General features: G+C 69.9%; 24 protein-coding genes and 1 tRNA gene. 12 read left to right on the top strand and 13 right to left on the bottom strand.

The window, feature by feature from the left end:
* Positions 1–35: 35 nt before the first annotated feature.
* Together LV457_RS09950 and xerC are read left to right on the top strand one after the other, a co-directional pair.
* Complete coding sequence (locus LV457_RS09950; RefSeq protein WP_232170627.1) at positions 36–218, top strand: helix-turn-helix domain-containing protein; 183 nt, start codon at positions 36–38, stop codon at positions 216–218.
* A 157-nt stretch (positions 219–375) separates the two neighbouring features.
* Positions 376–1,770 carry a tyrosine recombinase XerC gene (gene xerC, locus LV457_RS09945; RefSeq protein ID WP_232170626.1) on the top strand — a complete coding sequence of 465 codons (1,395 nt, stop codon included), beginning with the start codon at positions 376–378 and terminating at the stop codon, positions 1,768–1,770.
* 323 nt (positions 1,771–2,093) lie between these two features.
* On the opposite strand, the gene LV457_RS09940 is transcribed toward xerC, so the two are convergent.
* The 5 genes from LV457_RS09940 to LV457_RS09920 all read right to left on the bottom strand — a co-directional run bounded on the left by LV457_RS09940 (position 2,094) and on the right by LV457_RS09920 (position 5,184).
* The gene (locus tag LV457_RS09940; protein ID WP_232170625.1) at positions 2,094–3,161 is read right to left on the bottom strand and encodes a Fic family protein; all 1,068 of its coding nucleotides are present in this window, start codon (positions 3,159–3,161) and stop codon (positions 2,094–2,096) included.
* Between the two features lie 338 nt (positions 3,162–3,499).
* A tRNA-Val gene (locus LV457_RS09935) sits at positions 3,500–3,571 on the bottom strand.
* Between the two features lie 47 nt (positions 3,572–3,618).
* Entirely contained in the window at positions 3,619–4,080 is a 462-nt protein-coding gene (locus LV457_RS09930; RefSeq protein WP_232170624.1) for a peroxiredoxin, read from the bottom strand.
* A 4-nt stretch (positions 4,081–4,084) separates the two neighbouring features.
* The gene (locus LV457_RS09925; RefSeq protein WP_232170623.1) at positions 4,085–4,507 is read right to left on the bottom strand and encodes a DUF3052 domain-containing protein; all 423 of its coding nucleotides are present in this window, start codon (positions 4,505–4,507) and stop codon (positions 4,085–4,087) included.
* Positions 4,508–4,614: 107 nt separating this feature from the next.
* Positions 4,615–5,184: a hypothetical protein gene (locus LV457_RS09920; protein ID WP_232170622.1), complete on the bottom strand. Its 570-nt coding sequence runs from the start codon at positions 5,182–5,184 to the stop codon at positions 4,615–4,617.
* A gap of 181 nt (positions 5,185–5,365) precedes the next feature.
* Between LV457_RS09920 and aceE the strand changes: the two genes are divergently transcribed.
* From aceE to LV457_RS09885, 7 genes are all read left to right on the top strand, one after another.
* The gene (aceE, locus tag LV457_RS09915; RefSeq protein ID WP_232170621.1) at positions 5,366–8,155 is read left to right on the top strand and encodes a pyruvate dehydrogenase (acetyl-transferring), homodimeric type; all 2,790 of its coding nucleotides are present in this window, start codon (positions 5,366–5,368) and stop codon (positions 8,153–8,155) included.
* Positions 8,156–8,230: 75 nt separating this feature from the next.
* Positions 8,231–9,505 (top strand): CdaR family transcriptional regulator, encoded by a 1,275-nt coding sequence (locus LV457_RS09910; protein WP_232170620.1) that lies wholly within the window; start codon positions 8,231–8,233, stop codon positions 9,503–9,505.
* A 126-nt stretch (positions 9,506–9,631) separates the two neighbouring features.
* The gene (locus LV457_RS09905) at positions 9,632–10,552 is read left to right on the top strand and encodes an ACP S-malonyltransferase (RefSeq protein ID WP_308192182.1); all 921 of its coding nucleotides are present in this window, start codon (positions 9,632–9,634) and stop codon (positions 10,550–10,552) included.
* 78 nt (positions 10,553–10,630) lie between these two features.
* On the top strand, positions 10,631–10,933 hold the full coding sequence (gene acpM, locus LV457_RS09900) for a meromycolate extension acyl carrier protein AcpM (protein ID WP_232170618.1): 303 nt from the start codon (positions 10,631–10,633) through the stop codon (positions 10,931–10,933).
* Positions 10,930–12,180, top strand: a complete 1,251-nt coding sequence (kasA, locus tag LV457_RS09895) for a 3-oxoacyl-ACP synthase KasA (protein WP_232170617.1) — start codon at positions 10,930–10,932, stop codon at positions 12,178–12,180. Before acpM ends, kasA begins: the two co-directional genes overlap by 4 nt.
* 29 nt (positions 12,181–12,209) lie before the next feature.
* Entirely contained in the window at positions 12,210–13,469 is a 1,260-nt protein-coding gene (locus tag LV457_RS09890; RefSeq protein ID WP_232170616.1) for a KasA/KasB family beta-ketoacyl-ACP synthase, read from the top strand.
* A gap of 27 nt (positions 13,470–13,496) precedes the next feature.
* Entirely contained in the window at positions 13,497–14,918 is a 1,422-nt protein-coding gene (locus LV457_RS09885; RefSeq protein WP_232170615.1) for an acyl-CoA carboxylase subunit beta, read from the top strand.
* A gap of 102 nt (positions 14,919–15,020) precedes the next feature.
* Here the strand turns inward: LV457_RS09885 and LV457_RS09880 are convergent, their stop codons facing one another.
* From LV457_RS09880 to LV457_RS09855, 6 genes are all read right to left on the bottom strand, one after another.
* Positions 15,021–15,533: a DUF3145 domain-containing protein gene (locus LV457_RS09880; protein ID WP_232170614.1), complete on the bottom strand. Its 513-nt coding sequence runs from the start codon at positions 15,531–15,533 to the stop codon at positions 15,021–15,023.
* Between the two features lie 111 nt (positions 15,534–15,644).
* On the bottom strand, positions 15,645–16,478 hold the full coding sequence (locus LV457_RS09875) for a serine hydrolase (protein ID WP_232170613.1): 834 nt from the start codon (positions 16,476–16,478) through the stop codon (positions 15,645–15,647).
* A 10-nt stretch (positions 16,479–16,488) separates the two neighbouring features.
* Positions 16,489–17,793 (bottom strand): hypothetical protein, encoded by a 1,305-nt coding sequence (locus LV457_RS09870; protein ID WP_232170612.1) that lies wholly within the window; start codon positions 17,791–17,793, stop codon positions 16,489–16,491.
* Positions 17,790–18,200 (bottom strand): hypothetical protein, encoded by a 411-nt coding sequence (locus LV457_RS09865; RefSeq protein ID WP_232170611.1) that lies wholly within the window; start codon positions 18,198–18,200, stop codon positions 17,790–17,792. Before LV457_RS09865 ends, LV457_RS09870 begins: the two co-directional genes overlap by 4 nt.
* Positions 18,201–18,214: 14 nt before the next feature.
* On the bottom strand, positions 18,215–18,370 hold the full coding sequence (locus tag LV457_RS09860; RefSeq protein WP_232170610.1) for a hypothetical protein: 156 nt from the start codon (positions 18,368–18,370) through the stop codon (positions 18,215–18,217).
* Positions 18,367–20,199 (bottom strand): hypothetical protein, encoded by a 1,833-nt coding sequence (locus LV457_RS09855; RefSeq protein ID WP_232170609.1) that lies wholly within the window; start codon positions 20,197–20,199, stop codon positions 18,367–18,369. The genes LV457_RS09860 and LV457_RS09855 overlap by 4 nt, the downstream gene beginning before the upstream one ends.
* Before the next feature lie 107 nt (positions 20,200–20,306).
* Here LV457_RS09855 and LV457_RS09850 point away from each other — a divergent pair, with 107 nt between their 5' ends.
* From LV457_RS09850 to LV457_RS09840, 3 genes are read left to right on the top strand one after another with little or no spacing between them, the layout of a single operon-like run.
* Positions 20,307–21,392: an S-(hydroxymethyl)mycothiol dehydrogenase gene (locus tag LV457_RS09850; protein WP_232170608.1), complete on the top strand. Its 1,086-nt coding sequence runs from the start codon at positions 20,307–20,309 to the stop codon at positions 21,390–21,392.
* Positions 21,389–22,012: an MBL fold metallo-hydrolase gene (locus LV457_RS09845; RefSeq protein ID WP_232170607.1), complete on the top strand. Its 624-nt coding sequence runs from the start codon at positions 21,389–21,391 to the stop codon at positions 22,010–22,012. Before LV457_RS09850 ends, LV457_RS09845 begins: the two co-directional genes overlap by 4 nt.
* Positions 22,013–22,052: 40 nt before the next feature.
* Positions 22,053–23,135 (top strand): class I SAM-dependent methyltransferase, encoded by a 1,083-nt coding sequence (locus LV457_RS09840; RefSeq protein WP_232170606.1) that lies wholly within the window; start codon positions 22,053–22,055, stop codon positions 23,133–23,135.
* Between the two features lie 63 nt (positions 23,136–23,198).
* On the opposite strand, the gene LV457_RS09835 is transcribed toward LV457_RS09840, so the two are convergent.
* Both LV457_RS09835 and LV457_RS09830 read right to left on the bottom strand, forming a co-directional pair.
* A complete protein-coding gene (locus tag LV457_RS09835) occupies positions 23,199–24,938 on the bottom strand; it encodes an Hsp70 family protein (protein WP_232170605.1) in 1,740 nt (579 codons plus the stop codon).
* 82 nt (positions 24,939–25,020) lie between these two features.
* Positions 25,021–25,509, bottom strand: a complete 489-nt coding sequence (locus LV457_RS09830) for a hypothetical protein (RefSeq protein ID WP_232170604.1) — start codon at positions 25,507–25,509, stop codon at positions 25,021–25,023.
* Positions 25,510–25,569 lie beyond the last annotated feature (60 nt).

The following is a 25,569-nucleotide window of genomic DNA, read 5'->3' as shown; positions in this document are numbered from 1 at the left end:
GCTACCACGAGCTTCTGATCGAGGAGGTGAAACAATTGAGCACCAACATCTTTGACGGCTTGCCGCTGTTACTTGCAGTCCCTCAAGCCGCTGCAATCCTCGGCATCAGCCGGGCGGCAGCGTATCGGCTCGCCGCCTCGGGCGAACTGCCGGTGCGCCGACTTGGCGGCCGCGTCTACGTCGTCACCGCAGAGCTACAACAGCTGATTGCGTCGTAAGCCGCCGCGCCCTTCGAAGGGCGTTCGCGAGCGGTCCACGACGACTGGATCGAGCGTTAAGTGAGGCGAATCCAGTTCGCTGTGCGCACCTGTCGCAGACCTGAGGCAACATGGGATGGAACCACTCGGGCGCAGACGGGTGTCGGCAGGAGGGCAGATGACTACCACTGACGAGACAGGTGCCAAACGCTCCCGTCGCGCGGAGCCGATCACCAGACACACTGCAAGAAACGGCGCAGTCAGCTATAGGTTCCAGGTCGACGTCGGCATCCGGCCCGACGGCACCCGCGACAGGCAGCGATTCACCTACCCCACGCTCGCGGAAGCGCGTCGCGAGTACCGGAGAATCACCACCGAGGTGGCAGCTGGCGCATTCGTGAAACGTGATCCCACGACTGTCGCGGAGTATCTGAGCCGGTGGCTCGACAGCCGACGCGACGTGCGTCCTAACACCCTCACCGGATACCGGCATTCTCTAAAGCCTGTCATCGACACTCTCGGGAGCATGGGTCTTCAACAGCTGCGCACCGCTGACATCGACGCTCTGGTGACGGTGCGACTGAGCGGCGCGCCGATCACCCAGCGCGACAGAAGAGGCCGTCGTGCAGCAGAAGTCCTCACTTTCTTGCGAGGCCAGCCCGAAGGGGCGCAGTACAACGAGATCTTGGCCGCCCTCGGTGAACCCGGTATCAGGTCCCTTGACCGGCTTGTAACTTCGGGTGGCGTGGTGCGGAAAGGGCGCGGTCGCTACGTCGCCGCCGAACTCAGTGATCCACAGCGCCCCCGGGTTCCAGGCAGCGTCAGTCCGAGGACTGTGGTCACCATGCTCGTCGTGCTGTCGTCCGCCCTCGACGACGCGATGCGGGAAGGTCTGGTGGCGCGGAATGTGGCGCGATTGGTGAAGCGCCCGACAGTCGAACATCATGAAATGCAAAGCTGGACCCCTGAACAGGCCGGCCAGTTTCGGCATCACGTGCGCGACGACCGTCTGAACGCCTGCTGGTTGTTGACCCTCGCCGGACTTCGGCGCTCGGAAGTACTCGGGCTCAGATGGTCTGACGTCGATCTCGATGCCGGCACCGTGTCCGTCGCGCAGGGCCGCGTGGTGGTCGAAGGCACAGGCACAGTCACCGGCGATCCAAAGTCAAAGCGCTCACGCCGGGCGCTCCCGATGCCCGTCGACGTCCTTACAGCGCTCCGTACCTTCAGGCTTCGCCAAGCCGAGGAGCGCCTCGCAATCGGATCACAGTATCCCGACACCGGACTCGTTGCTGTCAACGCAGACGGCTCCCCCATCCGGCCGGAGACATACTCATCCCAGTTCGCGCAGCACGCGAAAGCCGCTGGCGTGCCGGTCATTCGGCTACACGATGTGCGGCACACCGCCGCCACCATGCTGCTCGACGGCGGCACCACACCGTCGGCGACGGCAAAGTGGCTTGGCCATGATCCGGCGATCACGCTGCGGGTGTATGGGCACGTCTATGACGATGCACTCGCCGCGGCGGGTGATGCGCTGATGGGACGGTCGCGCACTAGCGGCGAGCCGTAGGCGGGCGGTCGCCAGGGCTGCACGCCAGTGTTAGCGCGTGCCTCAACCCATTTGATTAGTCGGCGGCGGCGTTCTGCGATGCGCTCGGGATTCTGCTCCGCGTCACGCTCGGCGGCGTCGGCTTCCTCCCAGGCACGACGCATGTCAGCGCCGCGGAACTCCACAGTCTTCGCCATCACTCAACCCTCTCGGACAGCGCCAGCATAGCTGCGCCGACACAACACGTTAGGCATCTGCGACCTCGTTCAAAGCGAACGCCTAGGGCCGCCTACTTCCGCCTTTGCGCGATAGCAACGGGACCGAGGATCGAGTTGAGCGGTCAATTAACCGCGTCGGCCGGCGCGTTCGGCGAAAGCATCGAGCGCGGCGAGTACTTCTGGAGAACGCCACACTCTGTTGCGGGGCCCGTTGGTTGTCTCGATGAGAATTCCTGCTTTCGTGAGCGGGTTGAGATAGCGGTGAGCGTTGGTCGACTCGATGCCCAGTTCTTGCGCCAGTAGTACGGCGTTCAGGACCGGGCGGCGAGTCAACAAGTCGGCGACCTTCCACACCGCGGAGTCGGACCGCGCGGAGATCACACCGTTCCAGTTTTCCCGAATCTCGCGAAGTTCGACGACCAGTTGTCGCCCGTTGGCGATCGCCAGAATGGTGGCTCGCGAGAAGCTCTCGACAATCGGCGCAGCGTCACCGTCGCGATAGCTCGTCAATGCGGCGAAGTATGCGCCGGTGTCGGCCAACAGCCCGGCTGAGACCGGCACCGTAACCTGCCGCGTCAATCCCTTATTGCGCAGCATCGCTTGCACTAATGCGCGCCCTGTCCGGCCGTTGCCGTCGGTAAAGGGGTGGATGGTCTCGAACTGTGCGTGACTCACCGCGATCTGCGGCAGCGCGGGCACGTCGGCCCGGTAGGCGAACGCGATCAGATCGCCGATCGCCCCAGGGATCAGCTCATGACGCGGGCCGACAAACGTCGCGCCGATTGGGGTGGACCCACTCCCGATCCACACTGGCTCGGTGCGGAACTCGCCTGGGGTGTGGCGGGGATCGTTGATCATCAAGGCGCGGTGCATCGTCCGGATACTGTCCGCGTTCAAGGTGTCAGACAGGGTGACCGCTGCCTGCATCGCAGCGGTGTTGGCGACGACCATGGCCGCGTTTCGCTTGGACTTTCCACCGGGCAGCTCGGCCTCACCGATTGCGCGCGCCGAGGCGGTCAGGTTCTCGATCTGCGAACTCGCGGCGGATTCCGACCGCAGCAGCACTGATGCGAACGGAGCGATCTCGCCGCCGAGTTCGGCGTCAAACCGTGCAATCTCGCGGCTGGCTGACTCAGCGTCGGCCAACACAAATGATGGCAGCTCCAAAACTAGATCGGCAATGTTGGCGGGCACCGTGGGGTGATAGGTGCCGTACTTGGGCAGCGATCGCCCCGCATGCCTCCTGCTCTGCGGCTCCCAACGGACGTCCTCGCGAGTGACAGAGCTAAGTGAAGTCACCACCGCAGTCTAACTTCACTTATTTTCTACGTGAAGTCAGAATACACATCTGGCTTCAGTTAGCGGGATCGTCTGGGGTGTCCTACAACCAACTGGCGCCTCCGCGTGCAGGTCACGTCCACGGCCCGTTGGGCTCACCCGTTCGATACCTCTTGGCACACTATTGGCACACCGGGGGTTTTGAAATTAGCTCAAACTCGCGGCCGCGAGCCTCTGACCTGCAGTTATGACGGTGGGCGCGGAGGGTTTCGAACCCCCGACCGCTGGTGTGTAAAACCAGAGCTCTACCACTGAGCTACACGCCCGTGCCCGGGCAGGCTACCTGCAGCGTCGCCCGCGACGGAAATCCTGGTCAGCCCGCCAGCGCGGCCAACGCCTGGGTCCACAGGCCTTGGTCACGGCGCTCGCCGGGCTCCTTGCATTCGGCGAAGCGGATGACGCCGCCGCGGTCGATCAGGAAGGTGCCGCGGTTGCTCACGCCGGCGACCTCGTTGAAGACGCCGTAGGCCTGCGCGACGGCGCCGTGGGGCCAGAAGTCGGAGAGCACCGGGAAGGTGTAGCCGCTCTGCAGCGACCAGATCTTGTGGGTGGCGGGCGGCCCGACGGAAATGGCGAGTGTCTGGGTGGCGTCGTTCTCGAACACGCCGATGTTGTCGCGGATCTCGTCGAGTTCGCCTTGACAGACGCCGGTGAACGCCAGCGGGAAGAACACCAACAGCACGTTGCGGTGCCCGCGGAAGCTCGACAGCGAGACCGGTTGGTTGTTCTGGTCCTTCAGCGTGAAGTCAAGCGCCTCGGTTCCGGGCGGGAGCACCGCGTCAGGTCCGCCTGGCACGGGACTTCGGCTGCACCAGCCGGCTGGCGCTCCAGTCGCCCAGCGTGGCCGACGACGTCTGCATCAGCCCGGCCGTCGGCGCCGACTCGGCGATCTCGGCGGGCTGGACGTGCCCGGCTTTGCCCGTCTTCGGCGTGAGCACCCAGATCACGCCGTCATCGGCGAGCGGGGTGATGGCGTCGACGAGGGCGTCGACCAGGTCACCGTCCCCGTCACGCCACCACAGCAGCACGACGTCGACGACCTCGTCGGCGTCCTCGTCGAGCAGCTCACTGCCGCATGCCTCTTCGACGTCAGCCCGGATGTCGTCGTCGGTGTCCTCGTCCCAGCCGAGTTCCTGGACGACCTGGTCCGGTTGGATGCCCAGCTTTCGGGCGTAGTTCGGGGCGCCTGCCGCCGCGACCACCGTCGGACACCTCCTGACTCGATCTCGTCGATGCTGTCAACGTAACTGCTGCCCTATCGTCGCATGTCGCGAAACGGCAGGTAGTCATCGGCATGTCATGGCGCACCTCACCGCAGCCGGCAGCCCTCCGCTGCGGCGCGCCGCGTGGCGTTGAAGCGGTCCACCGCGTTGTTGTAATCGTCGCCGACGCCGTGGCGTTCGATGACCGCCCGCAGCGCGCGCGCCGCGTCCACCCAGTTATGCAACCGTGCGCGCAGATCGCTGCCGAGCGCATCGGTGATGCTGTCCTCGACGGCGTCGGAGACGTTGGTGAGCGAGGTGACGGCGCCCCGCGCGGCGCCGTCGACGTCGCCGCCGTGTTCGATGGCGTCGACGTAGGCGTTGACCGCGTCGATGGTGGCGCTGCTGCTCAGCAGCTCGTTGCAGGCCGACCGGACGGCCGCGGTGGTCGACGCCGCCTGCCGCGACGATTCGACGGAGCTCGCGATGGACTCCGAGCGCGCGACCGACGCCTTGTAGATCGGCACATCGCTGGAGTCGGCCACCGGGGTGCCGTCGGCGATGCGCGTGCAGCCCACCACCACCATGGCGACCACCGCCGCGCCGCCGGCCACGCTCCCGCCGATCCGCCACCGCCGTGAGCCGGCCCTGCAGTGCCCGGTCGGTCTGCCCACCACGGGGTCAGACGTTACCGGCTCGGGCCCGCGCGGCATCCGCTTCTCCCGCCGCTGCGACGTTTCGCACCTGGGCACACCGGCGCTGCATCTGCGGCACGATGAGAGGACGATGGGCGGTGACAGACACCTCGTCGGCCGACGTGCCGACCTCGCGTCGCACCGCCGGATAAGGAGTAGTGGGTTGACCACCGAGATCGTTCGCCGGGACGTAGCGGAAAACGCGTCCACCCCGCCGGATTCCGACCGCGTCCGGGTGATCCGAGAAGGTGTCGCCTCCTATCTGCCCGACATCGATCCGCAGGAGACGTCGGAGTGGCTGGAGTCCTTCGACGGCCTGCTCGCCGCATCGGGTCCGGCCCGGGCGCGCTATCTGCTGCTGCGGCTGTTGGAACGCGCCGGTGAGCAGCGCGTCGCGATTCCCGCGCTGACGTCGACCGACTACGTCAACACGATCCCGACCGAGCTGGAGCCGTGGTTCCCGGGCGACGAGGACGTCGAGCGGCGCTACCGGGCGTGGATCCGGTGGAACGCCGCGATCATGGTGCACCGCGCGCAGCGCCCGGGCGTCGGTGTGGGCGGGCACATCTCGACGTATGCGTCGTCGGCCGCGCTCTACGAGGTCGGCTTCAACCACTTCTTCCGCGGCAAGAGCCATCCCGGCGGCGGCGACCACGTCTTCATCCAGGGTCACGCCTCCCCCGGCATCTACGCGCGTGCTTACCTCGAGGGCCGGCTCACCGAGCATCAGCTCGACGGGTTCCGCCAGGAGCACAGCCACGAAAGCGGCGGCCTGCCGTCGTATCCGCATCCGCGCCTCAAGCCCGATTTCTGGGAGTTCCCGACGGTGTCCATGGGCATCGGCCCGATGAACGCCATCTATCAGGCCCGCTTCAACCACTACCTGCACGACCGCGGCATCAAGGACACCTCCGACCAGCATGTGTGGGCGTTTTTGGGCGACGGCGAGATGGACGAGCCGGAGAGCCGCGGGCTGGCGCATGTCGCCGCGCTGGAGGCGCTCGACAACCTCACCTTCGTGGTCAACTGCAACCTGCAGCGGCTCGACGGCCCGGTGCGCGGCAACGGCAAGATCATCCAGGAGCTCGAGTCGTTCTTCCGCGGCGCCGGCTGGAACGTCATCAAGGTGGTGTGGGGCCGCGAGTGGGACGTGCTGCTGCACGCCGACCGCGACGGCGCCCTGGTCAACTTGATGAACACCACGCCCGACGGCGACTACCAGACCTACAAGGCCAACGACGGCGGGTATGTCCGCGACCACTTCTTCGGCCGGGACCCCCGCACCAAGGCGCTGGTGGAGAAGATGAGCGACCAGGAGATCTGGAACCTCAAGCGCGGCGGCCACGACTACCGCAAGGTGTACGCCGCCTACCGCGTGGCGATGGAGCACAAGGGTCAGCCGACGGTGATCCTGGCGAAGACCATCAAGGGCTACTCGCTGGGTTCGCACTTCGAGGGCCGCAACGCCACGCACCAGATGAAGAAGCTGGCGATCGAGGACCTCAAGCAGTTCCGCGACACCCAGCGGATCCCGGTCAGCGACGCCGAGCTGGAGAAGGACCCGTACCTGCCGCCGTACTACCACCCCGGTCCCGAGGCGCCCGAGATCCGCTACCTCCTCGACCGGCGGCGGGCGCTGGGCGGTTTCGTCCCCGAGCGCCGCACCAAGGCAAAGGTGCTGACGCTGCCCGGCCACGACACCTACCAGGCGCTGAAGAAGGGCTCGGGCAAGCAGGAGGTCGCCACCACCATGGCGACCGTGCGGACCTTCAAGGAACTGTTGCGCGACAAGGAGATCGGGCACCGCATCGTCCCGATCATCCCGGACGAGGCGCGCACGTTCGGCATGGACTCGTGGTTTCCGAACCTCAAGATCTACAACCGCAACGGGCAGCTCTACACCTCGGTCGACGCCGAGCTGATGCTGGCGTACAAGGAGAGCGAAAGCGGCCAGATCCTGCACGAGGGCATCAACGAGGCCGGCTCGGTGGCGTCGTTCACCGCGGCGGGCACCGCGTACGCGACGCACGACGAGCCGATGATCCCGGTCTACATCTTCTATTCGATGTTCGGGTTCCAGCGCACCGGCGACTTCTTCTGGGCGGCGGCCGACCAGATGGCGCGCGGCTTCGTGCTGGGCGCCACCGCGGGCCGCACCACGCTGGTCGGCGAGGGGTTGCAGCACGCCGACGGCCACTCGTTGCTGCTGGCGGCGACCAATCCGGCGGTGGTGTCCTACGACCCGGCGTTCGCCTACGAGATCGCCTACATCATCGAGAGCGGGCTGGCCCGGATGTTCGGCGAGGACCCGGAGAACGTCTACTTCTACCTGACGATCTACAACGAGCCGTACCGCCAGCCCGCCGAACCCGAGGGTCTCGACGTCGACGGTCTGCGCAAGGGCATCTACCGCTACAAGCCGGCGCCGGAGCACAAGCGGTACTCCGCGCAGATCCTGGCGTCGGGGGTGGCGATGCCGTCGGCGCTGCGGGCGGCCGAACTCCTGGCCGAGGACTGGGACGTCGCCGCCGACGTGTGGTCGGTGACCAGCTGGGGTGAGCTGAACCGCGACGGCGTCGCGATCGAGAAGGCGGCGCTGCGCCATCCCGACCGCACGCCCGCCACGCCGTATCTCACCGAGGTGCTCGCCGACGCCCGCGGGCCCGTGGTGGCGGTGTCGGACTGGATGCGGGCGGTGCCCGAGCAGATCCGGCCGTGGGTGCCGGGCACCTACATCACGCTCGGGACCGACGGCTTCGGCTTCTCCGACACCCGCCCGGCGGCGCGCCGGTACTTCAACACCGACGGCGAGTCGGTGGCCGTCGCGGTGCTGCAGGGGCTTGCCCGCGACGGCGAGATCGACGAGTCGGCCGCGGTGGAGGCGGCCGAGCGGTACCGGATCGACGACGTGTCGGCGGCGCCGGAGCAGACGTCGGATCCCGGAGTCGCGTAGGCGACGACATTGGCCGGAGTCGCGTAGGCGACGCGACCTTGGAGGAACCTCTAACAGCGGGCGTACCTTTTGGGGATGGCCGACAACCGATTCGTGGTCCCGCAGTCGACGCTGGACCTCGTGGCGACCGTGCCGGATTCGCTGCTTCGGCGGGTCAAGCAGTACTCGGGCCGGTTGGCGACGCAGGCCGTGCAGATCCTGCAGGAGCGGCTGCCGTTCTTCGGTGACCTGGAGGCGTCGCAGAAGGCCAGCGTCCAGCTGGTGGTGCAGGCGGCGGTGATCAACTTCGTCGAGTGGATGCGCAACCCGCAGAGCGAGGTCAGCTACACCGTGCAGGCCTTCGAGATGGTGCCGCAGGATCTGACCCGTCGGATCGCGCTGCGCCACACGGTGGACATGGTCCGGGTCACGATGGAGTACTTCGAGGAGGTCGTGCCGCTGCTGGCGCGTTCCGACGAGCAGGTGTCGGCGCTGACGGCGGGGTTGCTGCGGTACAGCCGCGACCTGGCGTTCGCGGCGGCCTCCGCCTACGCCGACGCCGCGGAGGCCCGCGGATCGTGGGACAGCCGCATGGAGGCCAACATCGTCGACGCGGTGGTGCGCGGCGACACCGGCCCCGAACTGCAATCGCAGGCGGCGGCGCTGAACTGGGATCCCACGGCCCCGGCGACGGTCGTCGTCGGCATGCCGCATCCCGACCGGATCGACTTCGCGAGCCAGGATGTCCGCGACGCCGCCAAGCGGCACGGCCGGGCGGCGCTGTCGGACGTGCACGGCACCTGGCTGGTGGCGATCGTCTCGGGCGCCTTGTCACCCACCGAGCGCTTCGTCGGTGAGCTCATGGGCGCCTTCTCGGACGGCCCGGTGGTGATCGGGCCGACGGCGCCCATGCTGTCGGCGGCGCACCGCAGCGCGATCGAGGCCATCTCGGGCATGAACGCCGTCGCGGGGTGGAGTGGTGCGCCGCGGCCGGTGTCGGCGCGCGAACTGTTGCCGGAGCGGGCGTTGCTGGGCGACGCGTCCGCGATCGCCGCGCTGGAGTCGGAGGTGATGCGGCCGCTTGCCGACGCGGGCCCGGCCCTGACCGAGACCCTCGACGCCTACCTCGACAGCGGCGGCGCCATCGAAGCGTGCGCCCGCAAGTTGTTCGTTCATCCAAATACCGTCCGCTACCGGCTCAAGCGCATCGCCGACTTCACGGGGCGCGATCCGACGGCGCCGCGTGACGCCTACGTGCTGCGGGTGGCGACGACCGTCGGCCGGCTCTCCTATCAGGCACAGCGCTCGACCATGGGGAATGTGCCGGTCACCCGCGTGACGGGTCGAACCGGGATACCCCGGGTGGGCTGAGAGTCGCGGCACGGTCTCGGCCGTGTTGCATCGGAGGCCCTTTTGTGAGGACTGCACAAAAACCTAAGACAAGGTTCATAATCTTTAACACCGTGCGAAACCGTTTCCACAGTGTTTTCTTAATTCGTGCCACTTGGACCCGTAGCAGTGCTCGCTCCCGGGCAGGGATCGCAGACGCCTGGAATGCTCACGCCGTGGCTCGAGCTGCCCGGCGCCGCGGACCGCATCGCGACCTGGTCGGAGATCAGCGGGCTGGACCTCGCGCAGCTGGGGACCACGGCGAGCGCCGAGGAGATCACCGACACCGCCGTCACGCAGCCCCTCGTCGTCGCGGCGACCCTGCTGGCCCACGCCGAGCTCACCGGCCGCGGCATCTTCGCCGGCCGTGACCTTGTCGTGGCGGGCCACTCCGTCGGCGAGATCGCCGCGTACGCTATCGCCGGCATCATTTCCGCCGACGATGCGGTGAAGCTGGCCGCCACCCGCGGTGCCGAGATGGCCAGGGCCTGCGCCGTCGAGCCCACCGGCATGTCGGCCGTCCTGGGTGGCGACGAGGCCGAGGTGCTCGCCCGGCTCGAGAGCCTGGACCTGGTGCCCGCCAATCGCAACGCCGCGGGTCAGATCGTCGCCGCCGGCGCGCTGTCGGCGCTGGAGAAGCTCGCCGAGGATCCGCCCGCAAAGGCGCGTATCCGGCCGCTGGCCACCGCCGGCGCCTTCCACACCCACTACATGTCCTCGGCGCTGGCGGGCTACTCCGCCGCCGCCGACACCGTGGCCACCAACGAGCCCACCGCCACGCTGCTGTCGAACGCCGACGGCAAGCCCGTCACCTCGGCGGCTGACGCGATGGCGAAGCTCGTCGCCCAGCTCACCCGGCCGGTGCGCTGGGACCTCTGCACCCAGACCATGCGCGACGCGGCCGTTGCCGCCGTCGTCGAGCTGCCGCCGGCCGGTACGTTGGCCGGGATCGCCAAGCGCGAATTGAAGGGCACACCCAACCACGCGGTGAAGACGCCCGACGACCTGGCCGCACTGGCCGACCTGTAGCCCACAACTGCATACCGACCAAGACCACCGCAGTAAACCCGGGAAGAACCCCGGAAAAGAGATGAAGGGAGCCACACAGTGGCCGTCAGCCAGGATGAAATCATCGCCGGACTCGCCGAGATCATCGAAGAGGTGACCGGTATCGAGCCGTCGGAGGTCACCCCCGAGAAGTCGTTCGTCGACGACCTCGACATCGACTCGCTGTCGATGGTGGAGATCGCGGTGCAGACCGAGGACAAGTACGGCGTGAAGATCCCCGACGAGGACCTCGCCGGGCTGCGCACCGTCGGTGACGTCGTGGGCTACATCCAGAAGCTCGAGGAAGAGAACCCCGAGGCCGCCGAGGCCATCCGCGCGCAGATCGAAGCTGACCGCGCGTGACGCGTCCTTCCACTGCTAACGGCGGTTACCCCAGTGTCGTGGTAACCGCCGTTACGGCGACCACGTCCATCGCGGCGGACATCGAGAGCACGTGGAAGGGCCTGCTGGCCGGCGAGAGCGGGATCCGCGTCCTCACCGACGAGTTCGTCGACAAGTGGGACCTGCCGGTGCGCATCGGTGGGCATCTCAAGGAGCCGCTCGACCCGCTGATGACGCGGCTCGAGATGCGCCGGATGTCCTATGTGCAGCGCATGGCCAAGTACCTCGGCAACCAGCTGTGGGACACCGCCGGGCGGCCGGAGGTCGATCCGGACCGCTTCGCGGTCGTGATCGGCACCGGTCTGGGCGGCGGCGAGAAGATCGTCGAGACCTACGACGCGATGAACGAGGGCGGCCCGCGCAAGGTGTCGCCGCTCGCCGTGCAGATGATCATGCCGAACGGCGCCGCCGCCGTCGTCGGGCTCGAGCTGGGCGCCCGCGCCGGGGTCATCACCCCGGTGTCGGCTTGCTCGTCGGGTTCGGAGGGCATCGCTCACGCGTGGCGGCAGATCGTCATGGGTGACGCCGACATCGCCGTGTGCGGCGGCGTCGAGGGCGGCATCGAGGCGCTGCCGATCGCGGCGTTCTCGATGATGCGCGCGATGAGCACCCGCAACGACGATCCGGAAGGCGCGTCGCGGCCGTTCGACAAGGACCGCGACGGGTTCGTGTTCGGTGAGGCCGGCGCGCTCATGGTCATCGAGACCGAGGAGCACGCCAAGGCCCGCGGCGCCAAGCCGCTGGCCCGTCTCATGGGCGCGGGCATCACGTCCGACGCGTTCCACATGGTGGCCCCGGCCGCCGACGGTGCGCGCGCCGGGCAGGCGATGAAGCGGGCGCTCGAGACCGCCGGTCTGGAGCCCAAGGACATCGACCACGTGAACGCCCACGCCACCGCCACCTCGATCGGTGACGTGGCCGAGGCCAACGCCATCCGCGTCGCGGGGGTCCAGCACGCCGCGGTGTATGCACCCAAGTCGGCGCTCGGCCACTCCATCGGCGCGGTCGGTGCGCTCGAGTCGGTGCTGACGGTGCTGTCGCTGCGCGACGGCGTCATCCCGCCCACCCTGAACTACGAGACACCCGATCCGGAGATCGACCTGGACGTCGTCGCAGGCGAACCGCGCTACGGCGACTACCAGTACGCGATCAACAACTCTTTCGGCTTCGGCGGGCACAACGTCGCGCTCGCTTTCGGCCGATACTGAGTCGGTTTAGCAAGAAGGACAGCGCAGCAATGGCAGGCCTGACGACGGGGAACGGATTCCCCAATGTGGTGATCACCGGCTATGCACTGACCACGTCGGTGGCGTCGGACGCGGACACCACGTGGAAGGCACTGTTGGCCGGGCAGAGCGGTATCCGCCGCCTCGACGACCCGTTCGTCGAGGAGTTCGACCTGCCCGTCCGCATCGGCGGCCACCTCGTCGAGGAGTTCGACAGCCAGTTGACTCCCGAGGAGGCCGACGAACTGTCCTACGTGCAGAAGATGGCGCTGGTGCTCAGCCGGCGGGCCTGGGAGCACGCCGGTTCACCGGAGGTGGACCCCCGCCGGCTGACGGTGTCGATCGGCACCGGCATCGGCGCCACCGAGACGCTGTGGACGAACTTCGACGCCCTGCGCACCGAGGGCGTCAGCGCGGTCTCGCCGATGGCGGTGCCGACCTACATGCCCAACGCCGCGGCGGCCACCGTCGCGCGCGAGCGCAACGCCAAGGCCGGCGTCACCACGCCGGTCTCGGCGTGCGCCTCCGGTTCGGAGGGTGTGGCGCATGCCTGGCGGCAGATCGTGCTCGGCGACGCCGACGTGGCGATCTGCGGCGGCATCGAGAGCCGGATCGAGGCGGTGCCGATCGCGGCGTTCGCCCAGATGCGGATCGTCATGAGCACCAACAACGACGATCCCGCCGGGGCGTGCCGGCCCTTCGACCGCGACCGCGACGGGTTCGTGTTCGGCGAGGGCGGTGCACTGCTGGTATTGGAGACCGAGGAGCACGCCAAGGCCCGCGGCGCCACGATCCTCGGCCGGCTCATGGGTGCGAGCATCACCTCCGACGGCTATCACATGGTGGCGCCCGACCCCAACGGCGAGCGCGCCGGCTACGCGATGACGCGGGCCATCGAGCTGGCCGGCCTGACGCCCGACGACATCCACCACGTCAACGCGCACGCCACCGGCACCAACGTCGGTGACGTCGCCGAGGCGGCCGCCATCAACCGGGCCCTCGGCAAGGGCGGCAACAACGCCGTCGTCTACGCCCCGAAGTCGGCGCTCGGCCACTCCGTCGGGGCGGTCGGCGCGGTCGAGACGGTGCTGACGCTGCTGGCCCTGCGCGAGCAGGTGGTGCCGCCGACGCTCAACCTGCGCAACCTCGATCCCGACGTGGATCTCGACGTGGTTGCGGGTGAGCCACGACACGGCACATACGAGTACGCGATCAACAATTCTTTCGGCTTCGGTGGTCACAATGTGGCCGTCGTACTGGGCCGTTACTGAGCCGCAGTGGGAACAGGAGATCACCAGATGACCATCACGGTGCCCGAGGCCGTCAACGAGTCGCTCGATCCCCGCGATCCGCTGCTGCGGCTGGCGACGTTCTTCGACGACGATTCGGTCGAGCTGCTCCACGAGCGTGACCGATCGGGTGTGCTGGCCGCGGCCGGCACCGTCAACGGCGTGCGGACCATCGCGTTCTGCACCGACGGCACCGTGATGGGCGGCGCGATGGGCGTCGACGGCTGCAAGCACATCGTCGACGCCTACGACACCGCGATCGAGGAGCAGAGCCCGATCGTCGGCATCTGGCACTCCGGCGGCGCCCGGCTCGCCGAGGGCGTGCGCGCCCTGCACGCCGTCGGGCTGGTATTCGAGGCGATGATCCGGGCGTCGGGCTACATCCCACAGATCTCCGTCGTCGTCGGGTTCGCGGCGGGCGGCGCCGCCTACGGCCCGGCCCTCACCGACGTCATCATCATGGCGCCCGACAGCAAGGTGTTCGTCACCGGACCCGACGTCGTCCGCAGCGTCACCGGCGAGGACGTCGACATGGTGTCGCTCGGCGGGCCCGAGGCGCACCACAAGAAGTCCGGCGTCTGCCACATCGTCGCCGGCGACGAGCTCGACGCCTACGCCCGCGGTCGCCGGCTCGTCGGGCTGTTCTGCCAGCAGGGCCATTTCGACCGCAGCAAGGCCGAGGCCGGCGACTCCGATCTCAAGGCGCTGCTGCCCGACTCCGCCCGTCGCGCGTACGACGTGCACCCGCTGGTCACCGCGCTGCTCGATGAGGGCACGCCCTTCGAGGAGTTCCAGGCGAAGTGGGCCCCGTCGATGGTCGTCGGGCTGGGACGGCTGGCCGGTCGCACGGTCGGCGTGCTGGCCAACAACCCGCTGCGCCTGGGCGGCTGCCTGAACTCCGAGTCCGCCGAGAAGGCCGCGCGGTTCGTGCGGCTGTGCGACGCGTTCGGCATTCCGCTGGTCGTCGTCGTCGACGTGCCCGGCTACCTGCCCGGCGTCGACCAGGAGTGGGGCGGTGTGGTGCGCCGCGGCGCCAAGCTGCTGCACGCGTTCGGTGAGGCCACGGTCCCGCGGGTCACGCTGGTCACCCGCAAGATCTACGGCGGCGCCTACATCGCGATGAACTCCCGTTCGCTGGGCGCCACCAAGGTGTTCGCGTGGCCCGACGCCGAGGTCGCCGTCATGGGCGCCAAGGCCGCCGTCGGCATCCTGCACAAGAAGAAGCTTGCCGCTGCGGCGCCCGAGGAGCGCGAGGCGCTGCACGAGGAGCTGGCCGCCGAGCACGAGCGGATCGCCGGCGGCGTCGACTCGGCCATCGAGATCGGTGTGGTCGACGCGAAGATCGACCCGAGCCACACCCGCAGCGTGCTGACCCAGGCGCTCGCCGAGGCGGCTCCGCGCCGCGGCCGGCACAAGAACATCCCGCTGTAGCCGCTCGCCTCACCGCGCCCAAACCAACGAACGGGCGCGAAAGTACGAGTAGTCGCCGCCAGTTCGTCGATCGGCGAACTGGCCCCGGTCTGATGTCGTCGGCTACCCCACGCCCCTGCTGAGCCAGGTGACCTCCGCGCCCTCGCCGCCCGCGCGGAACGCCTCCAGCGCGTCGTCCCACGCGGTGCCGAGCACGGAGTCCAGCTCGCTCAGCAGGGTGTCGGCGCCGGCGGACATCATGGCGCGCAGCCGCATCTCGCCGACCATCACGTCGCCGTTGGCGCTCATCGCGCCGCTCCACAACCCGAGCTGTGGCGTGTGGCAGAACCGCTGACCGTCGACGCCGTGGCTCGGGTCCTCGGTGACCTCGAACCGCAGCACCGGCCACGACCGCAGCGCGTTGGCCAGCCGGGCGCCGGTGCCCACCGGCCCCACCCAGTTCGTCACCGCCCGCAGCTGCCCGGGCATGGCGGGCTGCGCCGTCCACTTCAGATTCGCCCTGGCTTCCAGGGTCGACGACAGCGCCCACTCGACATGCGGGCACACCGCCGCTGGCGAGGCGTGGATGAACACCACGCCCGTCGTCACGTCGGCGAACTGGTTCGACGCACGCATCGGCTGCTCCTTCGGCTCCTGGTGGGACGTCTTCCCCAACGACCCGGCGGCGCCGACTGAATTGCATCCGTGTAGTGCGTGCCTATTGTGCCCTGTGGGACGCCTGTTGCGCTAGTGTGCGCCGAAATCCCGCACCACGGCGTCCGACAGCGCCGGCCACCGCTCGTGCGTCCAGTCGCCGAAGTCGCGGTCGGTGAGCACCACCAACGCCAGGTCGGCGGCCGGATCCACCCACAGGAACGTGCCGCGCTGGCCGAAGTGGCCGTAGGTTCGCGGCGAGTTCGCCGACCCCGTCCAATGCGGCGTCTTGCCGTCGCGCAGCTCGAAACCGAGCCCCCAGTCGTTGGGTCGCTGCACACCGAAACCGGGCAGCACGCCGTCGACGCCCGGGAACTGGACCTGCGTCGCGGCGTCGTGCAGCTGCGGTGACACCAGCGCGGGCCGCAGCAGCTCGCCGGCGAACGACGCCAGGTCGCCGGCCGTCGCCGTCACCCCGTATCCCGCCGCGGCGGCGCCGCCGTCGAGCTGCGACGACGCCATGTCCACCGGCGCGAACACCGCGTCGTGGAGGTAGTCGCCGAACGGGATCTCGGTTGCGCGCTCGAGCGCCTCGGCCAGCACCGCGAAACCGGTGTTGGAGTAGATCCGTCGGGTGCCGGGCGCCGCCATGATCTCCGTCGACCGCATCGCGAGCCCGGAGGTGTGCGCCAGCAGGTGCCGCACCGTGGCGCCCGGCGGACCGGCGGGGGTGTCGAGGTCGACGGCGCCCTCTTCGATCGCGACGTGCACCGCCCGCGCCACCAGCACCTTGGTCACCGACGCCAGCGCGAAGCGGTGGCCCTGGTCGCCGAGCCACGCGAGCACCCCGTCGGGTCCGACGACGACGGCCGCCGCGGTGTCGACGGGCCAGTCGGCGACGGCCTGGAGGGCGGAGGGGGCGGACACCGTGTCGACGCTATCCGCCGAACAGCAGGTAGAGCCCGGTGAAGGTGTAGAAGACCATGACCAGCATCATGGCGAGCTGGCCGGTGAGCTGGTGTCCCCGGGGCAGTACCCGCAGCGCCTTGTCGTGCGCGGCGATGACCCCGCCCATGTGGCCGGCCACCACGCAGGCGACCTTCACGGTGGCCAGCACCGCGGGGTGCATCGACAGCACATACGTCACCTCGGCGTCGCCCAGACCCAGCAGGTTCCAGCCGCGCCCGAGCGGATCGGCGAGGTAGATCACCGTCTGCTGCCCGCGTTCGACGAGGTAGGTGAGGTAGTGGGCGAAGATGTACCCCACCACGATCGGGATGAGGGAGTGCGCGAGCAGACCCGGCAACGCGCGCCGCTGCGCCCGGTCGACCCCGCCCGTGGCTTGGGCCGCCAGCCAGAAGGTCACGCCGACGACCGTCACGAAGCAGAGCAGGCCGGCCGTCTTGAGCAGCGAGGCGGTCGCCGCGCTCGACGCCGTCGTGTCGAGGAAGTTCCGGAACGCCGGGCCGGCGGAGAAGCTGTCGAACGCCGTGGATCCCAGCAGCACCGCCAGCACGGCGACGAGGCCGGGCCGCACCGGCATCGACGGCAGGGTGTCGAAGGGGTTGCCCACCGCGATGCGGCCGTCCCGGCGCCGCCGCCACACCGACAGCCGGGACACCGCGACGCTGTACACCTCGAACGGGTCGGCGCGCCGCAGCCAGCCGTCACCGAAGGCGAGCGCACCGCCGAGCATCACGGCGGCGTAGCACAGCAGCCACCACTTGATCGCCGTGAGCGAGCCGGGGTCGGGGCTGGCCAGCTCGAGCCAGACGAACGCGAAGAGCCCGGCGGCCGCCGGCCAGTAGCCGAGCCGCACCGGATACCGCCGGCGGGGCTCCGGCAGCACCCGGGTGACGGTGCGCATCGGCGAGAGCACTCGCCACACCGGCCCGAAGAACAGCGACGCCGCGACCAGTCCCACCCACAGCAGCACGTAGAACGTGCCGGGCAGCGCGTTCTCCCCGTTCTGCGGCCCGAAGATGCCGGCCATCACCGCCCAGGCAGCGAACAGCAGGGCCAGCACCGCGACGACGAGCCGGGTGGCTCGCGCGTCGACCACTCGCTGCACCCCGGCCGGCACCGGCCTGCCCGGCTTCTCCGGGTCGAAGCGCGGCGTCCGCCACGCGAGCGCCACCACACCGAACGTGGCGGTCAGCGCCCACGCCGCGCCGATGAGCGCATAGCTGAGCGGGATCGGTAGGTCGGTGGACCCGCCGAGCCCGTGGGCCAGGACCGTCACGGTCGCACGTTGAGGGTGGCGACCGTCTTGTCGAGGTGGTGGAGTTCGACGTCGACGCGACCGGGTACGTCGACGGTGAATTCGAACGACTGCCCGGGTGCCGCCGCCACCGGGAAGCTGTGCTCCGGGTTGGAGTGCACGTGCAACTCGTCGGGTGCGTCGCTGGTGACCCGCAGGACGATCGGCTCACCGACCTTGGCGTCGAACGACCCGTTGGTCGGCGTGACCGAGCCGCCGGAAATGGTGATGTCGACGGTCAGCCCGGCGGGCTTGACCTCGCTGGGAGCGGTCGAGACGGCGATGCTGGTGGGACTTTCGCCGGCGGTCGCGCTGCTGGACGCGGCGGTGTCCTCGCCGGACGATCCGCACCCCGCCGCCACGGCCACCGTCACACCCGCTGCCGCCACGAGCCGTACCACTCTCACAGTTCCGTCGTCTCCTCGTCGTCGTTGTCTCCTTGGCGCCGGTCGCGGGCGACCACCCACAGCACCACGCCGGCGACCACGAAGGCCGGGATCACCGCGGGCAGCGCGAGCAGCAGTGAGTGGTCCGCCAGGTACACGCCCGGTCCGGTCACGCCTGCACGGTCGGACGGTTCTCGATCTCGGCCTCCGTCGGCGCCTCGGACTCGTTGATGCGGCCCGCGCCCCACGTGAGGCCCGCGATCATCACCAGCGTGCAGAACAGCACTACCAGGCAGGCGGCCGTCCACAGCCACGACGGAGCGTCGAAGGTGCGCTCGCGCTGCAGGATCTTGATCTCCGGCCCGAACGGCTGAGTGCTCTGCGGCTGCGCCGCATACTCCGGGATACCGACCTGCGGATCGCCGGCCAGGTAGATCGGCACGGCGGTGAGGGTCTTGCCGTCGTGGACGCGCAGCAGCGACTTCCACTTCCCGGAGATCGGGAAAGCCTGCGGCGTGCGGTAGTGACCCGGGCCGACCCGCTCCAGCGTGTCGACTTCGAGGCCGCGATCGTGGCTGAGGCCGCCCTGCCAGGACAGCACGGAGAGCCACTCCGGATCCTCCGACACGGTGTCGGGCGGCGTGATCCGCACGTCGGCGGTGGCCATACGCTGGCCGCCGACCTCCGGGGCGTCGGTCAGGGTGACGCTCGCGGTGGCGGTCGCCGGGACGTGGTAGCGCAGCCCGTTGGCCGTCGCTCCGCCGATCACCAGGACGGTCAGCACCACGGCGCCGATCGCGATGCCCCGGCTCGGCAGCCGCTGGCCCGTCAGCACCATGCCGAGCATGCCGCCGCAGATACCGGTCATGATGCCCACCGGCACCGCCATCGCCAGCGCCTCGGGGATCATGCTCGTGGTCCACGGGTAGTGGTACAGCGCGTCGACCCACAGCGACTCGAGCCACAGCCCGACGGTGCTGATCAGCAGGCCGCACACCGCGCCGAACACGATCGGTCGCTTGAACAGCGGCGTCAGCGCCAGCAGCTCGACCAGGACGGCCGGCCCCAGGTACAGCGCCCACCAGCTGATCGGCGCGCCGAGAATCGGGCCGACCACGAGCGCGACGGCGCCGCGCAGCACGATCGCGAACAGCGCCGCGGCGAGCGCCGCGCCGCGCCCCATCATGATCCGGGCGCCGACCAGCGCCACACCGGCGGCCGCGGCGATCAGCATCGGCTGGAAGACGAGCCGGAACTGCGGGACGCCGAAGTCGAACTCGATCTGATACACCGACAACCCGACGACGACGCCGCCGAATGCCAGGTACTGCATGAACTTCAGGCCCGGACCGTCCGGCCGCGCGTCGGGCCGCGGCACCCGCCGGCCCTCGTACTCCAGGTACAGCGCGGAGAGCGTCGAGAAGCCGGCACCGCCGATGAGCATGAGGTGGGTCGGTCCCCACAGCGTCACGTCCTGGCCGAAGATGCGGTGCCACACGTCGTCGAGCGGGAAGCCGATGAGCGCGTACAGGCCGCAGCCCGCCATGAGCACGCCACCGACGGGCGCATACCAGTTCTTGGTGATGCGGACGGCCGACGGGCCCGGCTTCTCGTACGGCAGCACACAGGCGGTGACGCCGGCGATGAACAGCATGAACAGCCCGACGAGGATGAAGTAGTGCGCCGGATTGGCCAGCGGCCCCTCGTCGCGGCCGTTGCCGATGTGCAGGCTCACGTCCCAGATGAAGCCGAACAGCGCCGTGATCAGCGTGGCGGTGAAGATGAAGATGGGCAGCGCCACCCACGCGGGCCGGTTGAACCGCTTGCCGGTGCGCTCGCCGAGGTTCGCCAGCCAGGTGATTCTCCGCATTCGGTGCATGTAGGCGATCCACAACACGACCGCCGTGACCACCAGGCCGGCCACCGAGAGGCCGATCACCTGGTCGAGTGCTGCACCACCTGCCGAAGCTGCAAGAAACATGGGACCGCCGGTATCGCTCATGGGGACAAGTATGGAGCACATCCGTACTCCGGAAAAGTACTTGCCCCTACCAATTGCGGATTAAACGCCCGCTGGACAAGTGTCCAGCGGGCAGTAGGTTAAAATCCATGAGTCAGACGGTGCGCGGTGTCATCTCGCGGGCGAAACGGGAGCCGGTGGAGCTGGTCGACGTCACGATTCCCGACCCGGGTCCCGGCGAGGTCGTGGTGGATGTGCTCGCCTGCGGCGTCTGCCACACCGACCTGACCTACCGCGAAGGCGGCATCAACGACGAGTACCCCTTCCTGCTGGGTCACGAGGCGGCGGGCACCGTCGAGTCGGTCGGCGACGGTGTGGTCACCGTGGCGCCCGGCGACTTCGTGATCCTCAACTGGCGCGCGGTCTGCGGCCGGTGCCGCGCCTGCCGACGCGGCCGGCCGTGGTACTGCTTCGACACCCACAACGCCGCGCAGAAGATGACGTTGGCCGACGGCACCGAACTCACGCCGGCGCTGGGCATCGGAGCGTTTGCCGACAAGACGCTGGTCCACGAGGGACAGTGCACCACGGTGGACCCCGCCGCGGACCCGGCGGTGGTGGGTCTGCTCGGCTGCGGGGTGATGGCCGGCCTCGGCGCCGCGGTCAACACCGGCGCCGTCGGCCGCGACGACACGGTGGCGGTGATCGGCTGCGGCGGGGTGGGCGACGCGGCGATCGCCGGCTCGGCGCTGGTGGGCGCGCGCACCATCATCGCGGTCGACACCGACGACCGGAAGCTGGCCTGGGCGAAGGACTTCGGCGCCACCCACACGGTCAACGCCCGGTCCGCCGACGTCGTCGAGGCCATCCGGGAACTCACCGGCGGGTTCGGCGCCGACGTGGTGATCGACGCCGTCGGCCGACCCGAGACCTGGAACCAGGCCTTCTACGCCCGCGACCTCGCCGGCACGGTCGTGCTCGTCGGCGTACCGACGCCGGAGATGATGCTCGAGATGCCGCTGGTCGACTTCTTCTCCCGCGGCGGCTCGCTGAAGTCCTCCTGGTACGGCGACTGCCTGCCGGAGCGGGACTTCCCGACGCTGGTCTCGCTGTACCTGCAGGGCCGGCTTCCGCTGGAGAAGTTCGTCACCGAGCGCATCGGGATCGAAGGCATCGAGGACGCCTTCCACAGGATGCACGCCGGTGAAGTCTTGCGGTCGGTGGTGATCCTGTGACCGCCATCGAACGCATCGTCACGTCGGGCACGTTCGAACTCGACGGGGGCAGCTGGGAGGTCGACAACAACGTCTGGCTCGTCGGCGACGACACCGACGTGGTGGTCATCGACGCCGCGCACGCGGCGGCGCCGATCATCGAGGCGGTGCGGGGCCGCAACGTGCTCGCGGTCATCTGCACGCACGGCCACAACGACCACGTGACCGTCGCCCCCGAGCTGGGCGCCGGCCTCGACGCGCCGGTCCTGCTGCACCCCGCCGACGACGTGCTGTGGCGGATGACCCATCGCGACAACGACTTCCGCGCACTCGAAGACGGGCTGTCGTTGACGGTCGGCGGCGTCGAGCTGCGGGCCCTCCACACGCCGGGCCACTCCCCCGGCTCGACGTGCCTGTACGCGCCGGAGCTCGGCGCGGTGTTCTCCGGGGACACGCTGTTTCACGGCGGCCCCGGCGCCACCGGCCGGTCGTACTCCGACTTCCCCACCATCCTCGACTCCATCTCCCGGCGGTTGGGCGCACTGCCGGGCGACACCGTCGTCTACACCGGCCACGGCGACACCACCACCATCGGCGGCGAGCTGGTGAACTACGACGAATGGGTCGCCCGCGGCTCCTGACACGCGTTCGCTGCGGCACAATCGGTGGCACCCGCCCCGCGTGATCCAACCGGAAGTGTGCGTGCCGCCGTCGCATGTGATTCGCCCCTCGCTGCCGGAGGGCAGCGGTCCCGGCGTGCTGCCCGCGGTCGAGTTGCTGGTGGCGGCCGCGGGTGCGGTCCCGATCGGCGGCTCACGGCCGCCGATCGTGGTCGCCGACTACGGCGCCTCGGGTGGTCGCGCGTCGTTGCTGCCGATCTCGCGGGCGGTCGAGGCACTGCGCGCCCGCGTCGGCACGCAGCGCTCGGTGCTGGTGGTCCACACCGACCGGCCGGACAACGACTTCACCAGCCTGTTCCGAACGCTGGCCGACGATCCCGCCAGCTACTTGCGCGACGATCCGGCGACGTTCTGCGCGGCGGTGGGCCGGGACTTCTTCGAGCAGGTGCTGCCCAGTGACAGCGTGACCCTCGGCTGGGCGGCGTCGGTGACCCAGTCGCTGCGACGGCCGCCGGTGCCGGTGCCCGACCACATCCACGTGGGCTACAGCGCCGACGCCTCCGCGCGGCGCGCATTCGCCGGGCAGGCCGCCCGGGACTGGCACGACTTCGTCGCCTACCGCGGACGCGAGCTGGCACCCGGCGGCCGGCTGGTGGTGCTGACCAGCACCGTCGACGACGAGGGCCGGCCCGGCTTCGAGCCGCTGCTGGATGCGGTGGCCGCCGAGCTCGACGCCCTGGCGACGGCGGGCGTGATCGGCGCCGACGAGGCCCGGCGGATGGCGCTGCCGACCTACGCCCGCACCGAGGCGGAGTTCACCGCGCCGTTCGCGCCGAGCGGGCGGCTGGAGAACCTCTCCGTCGAGCGGGTCGAACGCTACGTGGCCGCCGACGAGAACCACGAGCGCTACCTCGCCGACGGCGATGCCCGGCAGTTCGGCGCGCGCTGGGCCGGGCTGCTGCGCACTCTCATCCTCCCGGGGCTGGTCGCCGGCCTGGACGGCGGCCGCGCCGATCCCCGCTCCGCGGAGGTCGCGGACCGGATCGCTTCCGGCGCGGCGGCCCGGCTGGCGGCCGCGCCGCAACCGATGACGCTTCCCATGGCCCGGTTGCTGCTGGTCAAACGCCCGGCCGAGCGACCCTAGACCTGGACTGCGGCGACACCACAGGGCCGAAGCGCGGGTGACCGGACGTTTTGCGCGGCCGTCCTACGCCGGAGGTTGGAACAGCGGCGGTATGCCCGGGATCTGGGGTAGCGGCGGGATCTCCGGGAGCTGGAACGGCGGGGGCGGCGGGGCCGGCTCGGCGGGCGGCGGTTCCGGCGCGGGCTCGCTCGCCGGCGGTTCGGGCGCCGGCGCGGCGGGTGCCGGCTCCGGTGCGGCAGGCGGCGCGGCCTCGCTGGCCGGCGGTCGCGGCGCGTCGGCGGCGGGCGCCTGCGGTTCGGCGGCCGCCGGCGCCCCGGACTGCACCGGTACCGGGGTGGCGGCCGGCGGCGTGACGGGGCTCGTGGCCGGCGTCGAGGTGCTGCTGCGGGTTCCCGCATCGGACCCGTCGTCGCTGCGCGCCAGGTAGAGCACGCCGCCGGACGCCAGCGCGAGGACGATCGCCGCGGCGGCGATCACTCCGCCCGGCCGGCGGTACCACGGCGTCGTGGCGGCGGGCGCAGCAGCCGCGGCGGGACCGTCGCGGAACCGGACGCCGGGCCGGGCCTCGTCGGGATCATCGTCCGGCGGCGGTTCGGTGTCGCGGTACGACGGGTCGACGGGTGGCGCGACCGGCGGCACCGAATCGTCCTCGGACCAGGCCATGCCGCCGAACGCATGCGCATCGGCGTCATCCTCGGCCGGTGCGGCGGCTGCGGCCGGAGCGGCGACCGCCGCCGCCATGGCGGTCCGGCTGTCGTCGGCGGGAGTGCGGGCAGCGCGCCGGGCGGCGCCGTCGGCCGCCGCGAGTTCGGGATGGCGCGCCGTGACGACCGGCAGCCGCAGCTCCTCGGACAGGGTGGTCGTGATCGCCGGGATCGCCGCGCCGCCCCCGACCGTGGCGACGGCCGCCAGCGGCGGCACCGCGCTGCGCGCGACGGTGTCGCCCAGCAGCGCGACGAAGCCGGCGAGCGGTTGGCGGAGCTCGTCGTCGAGTTCGGTTCGGGTGAGCCGGATCTCGCCCCGGTAGCCGGGCAGGTCTGCGGGGAACGATGCGACCGTCGCCGCGGACAACCGCTCCTTGGCGGCGCGGCACTGCGCCCGCAACCGGCTCAGCGATCCGATGGCCGAGGTGTCCGACACGTCCGCCGACGCGGGCAGCGCGGCGACGAGGTGGCGCAACAACGCCTGGTCGATCAGATCGCCGGAGAAGTCGTTGTCGCGCACCGTCGGGGCGATCGGCCGGTAGCCGGCGGCGGCGTCGACCAGCGTGATGCTCGAGCCGCTGCCCCCGAAGTCGCAGACCGCGATCACGCCCCGCGCGGGCAGGCCCGGTCCGGCCTGCAGGGCCACCGCCGCTGCGGTGGCGTCCGGCAGCAGCACCGGCGGCGCACCCGCCCACTCGGGGACCGTCGCCAGCGCCCGCCGCAACGCCTCCACGGTGGCGGGCTGCCAGTGCGACGGGTAGGCAATCCCCACGGGTTCGGTCGGCGGGCGGCCGCCGGTGAGCGCGTACGCCATCGCCCGCAGCGCGGCCGCGGCCAGCGCGTCGGCGCGGTGGGTGGACCCGTCCGATGCCACGATGCCCACCGGGTCGCCGATGCGCTCGACGAAGTCCCCGATGACCAGCCCGCGTTCGGCCAGCTTCTGGTTCTCCTCCGGCGCACCCACCTCGGGCGGGCGGTGCCGGAACAGCGTGATCACCGACCGGCGGGTGAGCGCGCGCCCGGCGGTCACGCCCGCGAGGCGGGTGGCGCCCAGGGACAGCCCGAGCGTGGGCGACCCGCCGTCCGGGCCTGCAGCCATGTGCGTCACTTCCGTCGATTCAGCGAACGTGCTTCGCTATTCGGATATCCGCGGCGGGACGTCCTCCGTTACGGCCGATCTGTCAGTAGCACCGGGTCAGGTTGGGGCCGTAGCAGGTCAGCGGCCACGGCTCGACCGGCGTCGACAGCGGTTGCAGGTAGGTCAGCGTGAACCGCTTCTCCACCATGCCCGCGGGCTCGCCGCAGAACGCCGTCCGCAGCGTCTTGCGGACACCGGTCATGGTGACGTCGTCGAACGTGACGACCTCCTGCTCGGAGGTGGTGCTGCCGTCCGGGCAGGTGCGCGCGTTCATCTTGTTGACGGGGAACTGCCACAGGACGTTGGTCAGCCGGGCGTCGCCGCCGGGGACGTCGCCCTTGCTGATGATCACCAGTTTGCAACCGCCCGGCACGCACGACGGGAAGATGTCCCAACGCGCCGCCGGACCGTCCTCCTGCTGCACCAGGTACACGCCCTGGATCGGCTCGCTGGCAGCGGCCGGACCCGCCGCGACGACGGAGATCGGGACCAGCAACAGCAACGGCACGGTCATCCAGCGCAGGAACTTCATGACGGCCCTCCTGGGAAGCGGTGCATCGAGTATGGCAGCCGGCGGTGGCTTAGCCGAGAC

It is taken from the genome of Mycobacterium sp. MYCO198283, from assembly GCF_021213805.1.
GTDB lineage: Bacteria > Actinomycetota > Actinomycetes > Mycobacteriales > Mycobacteriaceae > Mycobacterium.
This window is presented reverse-complemented; position numbering and strand designations above follow the sequence as displayed.